A 5,356-nucleotide genomic window follows, 5' to 3' on the forward strand; every position below is an offset into this window, starting at 1 on the left:
GCGCACTCAATGTCGCCGGATCAAAGGGGGGACGGGTCCATCCCATTATTGGGCTAAAGCCTGACTGCGCAAAGGCCGGCTAAAGCCGGCCCCACAGGAAGATTGAAGAATCAGTCGTCCACCAGCTGCTGCCCCGGGAACAGCGTCTCGTTGAAACCGAAGTTGCGCAGGTCGCGGATGCGCATGGGATAGAGCACGCCGTTCAGGTGATCGACCTCGTGCTGCACGACGCGGGCGTGAAAGTCGCTGACCGTGCGGTCGATCGGCGCGCCGGTCGGATCGAAGCCGCGGTAGCGCAGCCGCTTGTGTCGCGGCACCAGGCCGCGCATGCCGGGCACGGACAGGCAGCCTTCCCAGCCGTCTTCCATCACGTCATCGACCGGATCGAGCTGCGGATTGATCAGGATGGTGTAGGGCACTTCCTCCGCCTGCGGATAGCGGGGGTTGTGGCCGACGCCGAAGATCACGACCTGAAGCGACACGCCGATCTGCGGCGCCGCGAGGCCGGCGCCATTCAGCGATTCCATGGTGTCGTGCATGTCGACGAGCAGCGAGCGCAGTTCGGGTGTGTCGAACCCGGTCACGGGCTTCGCGACCTGCAGCAGGACGGGATCACCCATTTTCAGGACGGGACGGATGGCCATGGGAGTGTTGCGATGGTCAGGAGGGTGTCGCTGCTGACATTACACCGGACATCGGACATCCTGCATCCATGTCCAATCTGCATGTCCTGGTGCTGGCGGCCGGTGCCTCGACCCGGCTCGGGCAGCCGAAGCAGCTCGTCAAGCTGGGCGGGCGACCGGCGCTGCATGGTGTCGTGTCCGTCGCCACGGCGATTGCCGGACAGGCAGTGACGGTCGTCATCGGCGCGCATGCCGCCGAACTGACGCGCCTGCTGGCGCATTCGCCGGCCTCCGTGATCGTGAACCGCCGCTGGGAGGAAGGCATGGCGTCCTCGATCCGCTTCGGCGTCAGTTCGCTGCCCGCGGCGACGGAAGCCGTTCTCGTGCTGCTCGGCGATCAGGTGGCGGTGACGGCGGATGATCTCAAACGTCTCGTGGCCGCATGGAAGGAACAGGACGGCGTGATCGCCGCAGCGACGTACGACCAGCACGTCGGCGTGCCAGCCATCTTTCCGCGCGTCTGCTTCGGCGAACTCGCCGGGCTGCGCGGCGATCAGGGCGCGCGGCAGATCCTCGAACGCAACAGCTACCGCGTCATGCGCGTGCCGATGCCGAATGCCGCCATCGATCTCGACACGCCCGAAGATCTCGCGGCACTGACCGAACGCTTCAACCGCCAATCCACGAGCACGAACGAACCATGAGACTCCTGATCATTCTCGGCCTGATCGCCATCGTCGTGGTCGTGATCTGGATGCGGGCGAAGCGGCGGTGATTCGGTGGATGCTCTTCCTGTGGGGCCGGCTTTAGCCGGCCTTTTTGAGGAGTCAGGCTAAAGCCTGACCTACAGAGGAAGGAACTGTGCGACAAACACCGACGCGGTCGCGCCGAACTTATTCATCCATCGCCCGTTGTTTCTCCTGACGTGTTCTTGCACGGGAGAGCAACATGGGTCCGATCACCGAATTCCTCGGTCATTTCTGGGTGGTGCTGGTGCTGATCGCCCTGGCGCTGGTACTGACGTTCACCGTGTTCCGTCGCCGCCTGTTCGAACGCGGCCCGCGCAAGGGTGAAGCGAAGAATCCCGAGCAGACGCGGCGGGAGAATCCGCCGGACGAATGGAGCCGCAGTCACTGAAGCCGCGTCAGCGAGCGACCTTCGCGCCATGTTCCTTGAACAGCTCGCGCAGGATCGAGCGGTGACAGTGCGCCTCGTTCTCGCAGTAACAACCGACCGAAAAATCGGTGCGATGCGATAGCGCGGCCAGCGTGTCGAGCAGGTGCACTGCTTGCGGCGCTTTCATTTCCGCGCGATAGCGACGCACGAACACTTTCCAGTCGTGCGCATCGCCGCTCAGCGCGAGCTTCACCAGTTCGTCGGTCGGCGCCAGGTTCGGCAGCCACACGTCGTAGAAATTGCGCGACGCGAATTCGCTTTTCGGCACGCCGCGCGGCGGACGTCGCACGGTTCCGATCCGGATACCTTCCTTCGCGCCCCGCGGGGTGCCCAGTCGAACGATGTGCACTGCCATGGCTGGCTTCCTTTCAGAGCAGGAGGGTTTCACACGGAGATCACGGAGAGCACGGAGGTCGGAGGAGAGAAGAACAAAGAAGGTTTCCACGGGGGACACGGGGAACACAGGGTTCGGAACAGAAGAATCTCTTCTTGTCCCCGTGCTCCCCGTGTCCCCCGTGGAAAATTCTTCTTCTCTTCTCGACCTCTGTGCCCTCTGTACTCTCTGTGTGAAATCTTCCTCTTTCCGACCCTCCGTGTCCTCCGTGATCTCCGTGTGAAATTCCTGGCTCCTACGCTCCCTGCTGATCGACGCGAGCGATCTCCGGCACGCCGATCTCCGTCGCACGTGCACGGCGCGTGCGCTGGAAGCGGTACGCGCCCGGCGGCATGCGGCGGCGACGACGGAAGGCTTTCGCGAACGCCGTCTCCGACAGGTAGCCGACCTTGCTCGCGATACGCGCCACCGGTTCGCGCGATTCGCGCAGCAGCTTGGCGGCCAGATCCATGCGCCAGCGCGTGACGTAGGCCAGCGGCGGCTGGCCGACCAGATCCATGAAGCGCTTGGCGAAGGCGGCACGCGACATCGCGGCCTGACGCGCGAGCGACTCGACCGTCCATGGCGCCTGCGGCGATTCGTGGATCAGCGTGAGCGCCTTGCGGATCTGCGGATCGCGCAATGCGCCCAGCCAGCCGGCGGTGCCTTCGGGCTGATCCTTCTGCCACACGCGCAGGAGGTAGACGAAGAGTGTGTCGATGAGCCGCGGCAGCACCAGTTCGACGCCGGCGTCGCGGCGCGTCGCTTCGTGCGACAGCAATCGCAGCAGCAGCTGCAGTTCCGGATCTTCGTTCACGCGTTCGGCGGGCACGACGATCACGGGCGGCAGCAGCGACAGCAGCGGATGCGTGCCTTCGGGCGAGAAGCCGTCGCTGGAGAAACTGTAGCCGGCACATTGCAGCAGCGTCGATTCGCCGCTGCCGTCATTGCGGCCGCGCAGCGACGGCACCACGTTGTTGTGCGCGCGTGCAATCGCCTGTGTGACGGGTTCCGGTTCGCGCGCTTCGCGATCGGACGACAGCACGTGCTTGCTGCCGCTCGCGAGCAGCACGATGTCGCCGGCATTCAGGCGGACCGGTTCGGTATCGCCGTGTCGCAGCCAGGCGCTGCCGCGACGGATGATGTGTACTGCAGTTTCCTGGGGCGCATCGACCGCGATGGCCCAGGGCGCGATGAATTCACGCGATCCCAATACGCTGGTGGCAAGGCTGGTGACATTGAGTACGTTCGACAGTACGTCCATGGGAGAGGCCCTGACTAAAGTGAGGAGGAGGGGCGGGGAAAACGGACCTGTAGCCTACGCCCGGCACCCCGCGTCGAAAGACGCGGCGCGCAGAAATTGATTGTTTCGACGAGTTCATCAATCCGCCCGTGCGCTTCGATTCCGAGGCGAACCGCGCGACCTTCGAGGGTCCTGAACCTGTCGGTCGGTGCGTCGGCTGCTTACTGTTGCGGAGTCGACAGTGGCCGCATTTCGCACCAGGAACCGATTCCATGAAGCTCTACTACGCCCCGGGCGCCTGTTCGCTGGGGCCGCACAGCGTGCTGCACGAGACCGGCGAGGAATTCACACTCGAGTGCGTCGATCTGCGCCGAACTGTGGGCGCGCTCGTGGGCGGCCGGCGACTGCTACACGATCGCCGATGCCTATCTGTTCGCGGTGCTGCAGGACTATATGAGTCGCGTCGCCGCCCGACCGGCCGTTCGTGCGGCGATGACCGCCGAAGGATTGATTCAGGCCGTCGCCGCCTGATCAGCGGCTGCGGATGCCGAGCTTGCCGAAGACCTCGAGCATCAACGGCTCGGTGTAGGGTTTGGGCAGGATGGCCATCGCCGTGTCGGTCGCGAACTTGTCCATGAGTTCGCGTTCGCTGCGCCCGCTGGCAATGACGATCGGCAGCTGCGGACACTGTGCACGGATCTCGGCGGCAATCTCGTCGCCGCGACGGTCGGGCAGACCGAGATCGATGACCACGGCGTGCAGGTCATTCCTGCGCTCGGCCAGCAGCTTCAAAGCCTCCGCGCCGCTGCCGGCCTGAACGGCTTCGAAGCCGGCTTCTTCGAGCACGTCGACGGCAAACATGCGTACGAGAATCTCGTCCTCGACGACCAGCACGCACGGTGCGGGCGTCTTCGGAGCGGCGAAGTCACCCATGACTGACCCACTGACCCTGTTCGATCGGACTGTTTATGTAATCGCTGTCGGCCGGTCGTTTATCGTAGCTTTCCCCGGCGACGACAACCTTACGCCATCGTCGAAGCCGACTGCTACGTCGTCGATTGCGGAGCGCCTGCCCGCAAACGCCTCACGCTCCCGGCGCGGCGCGCTAACAACGTCATGGAACCACCGACGGTTCCCGGACATTGACTCGGACGCGTCGGGGGCATGCGACAGTCTGGCAGCGGGTCGACCTCCCGAAGACGAAATACCAGGCACGGGCTCCCAAGCAGGCCGGTGCGGATCGAATTTCCGGGAGAAGCGAAGTGGTGGTGGCAGCCAGCGATGCGACCTCATTGCAGCGTCGCGACATCCTCAAGGCCCTGCGCGCATTCAAGCGCGGCGATTTCTCGGTCCGGCTCCCCGGCGACCTCTCCGACATCGACGGGGAAATCGCCAATGCTTTCAATGAAGTAGTCGAGCTCAACGACTCCATGGCGCGCGAGTTCGAACGGCTCAATGCCATGGTCGGGCGCGAAGGCAAGCTGTCGGAGCGGGCCAAGCTGCATGCCGCCACCGGCAGCTGGGCGCAATGCGTCGACTCCATCAACGGCCTGGTCACCGACATGGCGTACCCCGTGTCCGAAGTGGCGCGCGTCATCGGCGCGGTGGCCCGCGGCAACCTGTCCCAGGCGGTGAATCTCGAAATCGACGGCCGGCCGATGCGCGGCGAATACCTGCGCATCAGTACCGTCGTGAACACGATGGTGGATCAGCTCAATTCGTTCGCCTCGGAAGTGACGCGCGTGGCGCGCGAAGTGGGCACCGAAGGCAAGCTCGGCGGCCAGGCGAACGTACGCGGCGTGGCCGGTACCTGGAAGGATCTCACCGACAGCGTGAATCACATGGCCGCCAACCTCACCGGCCAGGTGCGCAACATTGCCGAAGTGACCACGGCGGTGGCGAGCGGCAACCTGTCGAAGAAGATCACCGTCGACGTCAAAG

General features: G+C 64.5%; 6 protein-coding genes and 2 pseudogenes. 4 read left to right on the forward strand and 4 right to left on the reverse strand.

Going from position 1 to position 5,356, the window contains the following annotated elements:
- Window positions 1-110: 110 nt before the first annotated feature.
- Window positions 111-644, reverse strand: coding sequence for a peptide deformylase (def, locus tag V7D81_RS18525; protein ID WP_324319023.1), 534 nt, complete (start codon window positions 642-644; stop codon window positions 111-113).
- Window positions 645-712: 68 nt separating this feature from the next.
- On the opposite strand from def, the gene V7D81_RS18530 reads away from it, so the two are divergent.
- Together V7D81_RS18530 and V7D81_RS18535 are read left to right on the forward strand one after the other, a co-directional pair.
- The gene (locus V7D81_RS18530; protein WP_324319025.1) at window positions 713-1,327 is read left to right on the forward strand and encodes a nucleotidyltransferase family protein; all 615 of its coding nucleotides are present in this window, start codon (window positions 713-715) and stop codon (window positions 1,325-1,327) included.
- 244 nt (window positions 1,328-1,571) lie between these two features.
- Window positions 1,572-1,760 carry a hypothetical protein gene (locus tag V7D81_RS18535; protein WP_324319027.1) on the forward strand — a complete coding sequence of 63 codons (189 nt, stop codon included), beginning with the start codon at window positions 1,572-1,574 and terminating at the stop codon, window positions 1,758-1,760.
- 7 nt (window positions 1,761-1,767) lie between these two features.
- Here V7D81_RS18535 and V7D81_RS18540 read toward each other — a convergent pair whose 3' ends face one another.
- Window positions 1,768-2,154, reverse strand: coding sequence for a DUF488 domain-containing protein (locus V7D81_RS18540; protein ID WP_324319029.1), 387 nt, complete (start codon window positions 2,152-2,154; stop codon window positions 1,768-1,770).
- 274 nt (window positions 2,155-2,428) lie between these two features.
- Window positions 2,429-3,436, reverse strand: coding sequence for an AraC family transcriptional regulator (locus tag V7D81_RS18545; RefSeq protein ID WP_324319031.1), 1,008 nt, complete (start codon window positions 3,434-3,436; stop codon window positions 2,429-2,431).
- Window positions 3,437-3,687: 251 nt separating this feature from the next.
- Between V7D81_RS18545 and V7D81_RS23310 the strand changes: the two are divergent.
- Window positions 3,688-3,786, forward strand: a pseudogene (locus V7D81_RS23310) (glutathione transferase GstA); the annotation flags it as partial.
- 160 nt (window positions 3,787-3,946) lie between these two features.
- Here the strand turns inward: V7D81_RS23310 and V7D81_RS18550 are convergent.
- Window positions 3,947-4,348, reverse strand: coding sequence for a response regulator (locus tag V7D81_RS18550; RefSeq protein WP_324319033.1), 402 nt, complete (start codon window positions 4,346-4,348; stop codon window positions 3,947-3,949).
- A 329-nt stretch (window positions 4,349-4,677) separates the two neighbouring features.
- On the opposite strand from V7D81_RS18550, the pseudogene V7D81_RS18555 reads away from it, so the two are divergent.
- Window positions 4,678-5,356, forward strand: a pseudogene (locus tag V7D81_RS18555) (hybrid sensor histidine kinase/response regulator); the annotation flags it as partial.

Source organism: Povalibacter sp. (assembly GCF_036735925.1).
In the GTDB taxonomy this organism is placed as follows: Bacteria; Pseudomonadota; Gammaproteobacteria; order Steroidobacterales; family Steroidobacteraceae; genus Steroidobacter.

What these genes read in the sequence shown, in the direction of transcription:
- def (WP_324319023.1), bottom strand. Translation starts at nt 644, where the DNA reads ATGGCCATCCGTCCCGTCCTGAAAATGGGTGATCCCGTCCTGCTGCAG.
- V7D81_RS18530 (WP_324319025.1), top strand. Translation starts at nt 713, where the DNA reads ATGTCCAATCTGCATGTCCTGGTGCTGGCGGCCGGTGCCTCGACCCGG.
- V7D81_RS18535 (WP_324319027.1), top strand. Translation starts at nt 1,572, where the DNA reads ATGGGTCCGATCACCGAATTCCTCGGTCATTTCTGGGTGGTGCTGGTG.
- V7D81_RS18540 (WP_324319029.1), bottom strand. Translation starts at nt 2,154, where the DNA reads ATGGCAGTGCACATCGTTCGACTGGGCACCCCGCGGGGCGCGAAGGAA.
- V7D81_RS18545 (WP_324319031.1), bottom strand. Translation starts at nt 3,436, where the DNA reads ATGGACGTACTGTCGAACGTACTCAATGTCACCAGCCTTGCCACCAGC.
- V7D81_RS18550 (WP_324319033.1), bottom strand. Translation starts at nt 4,348, where the DNA reads ATGGGTGACTTCGCCGCTCCGAAGACGCCCGCACCGTGCGTGCTGGTC.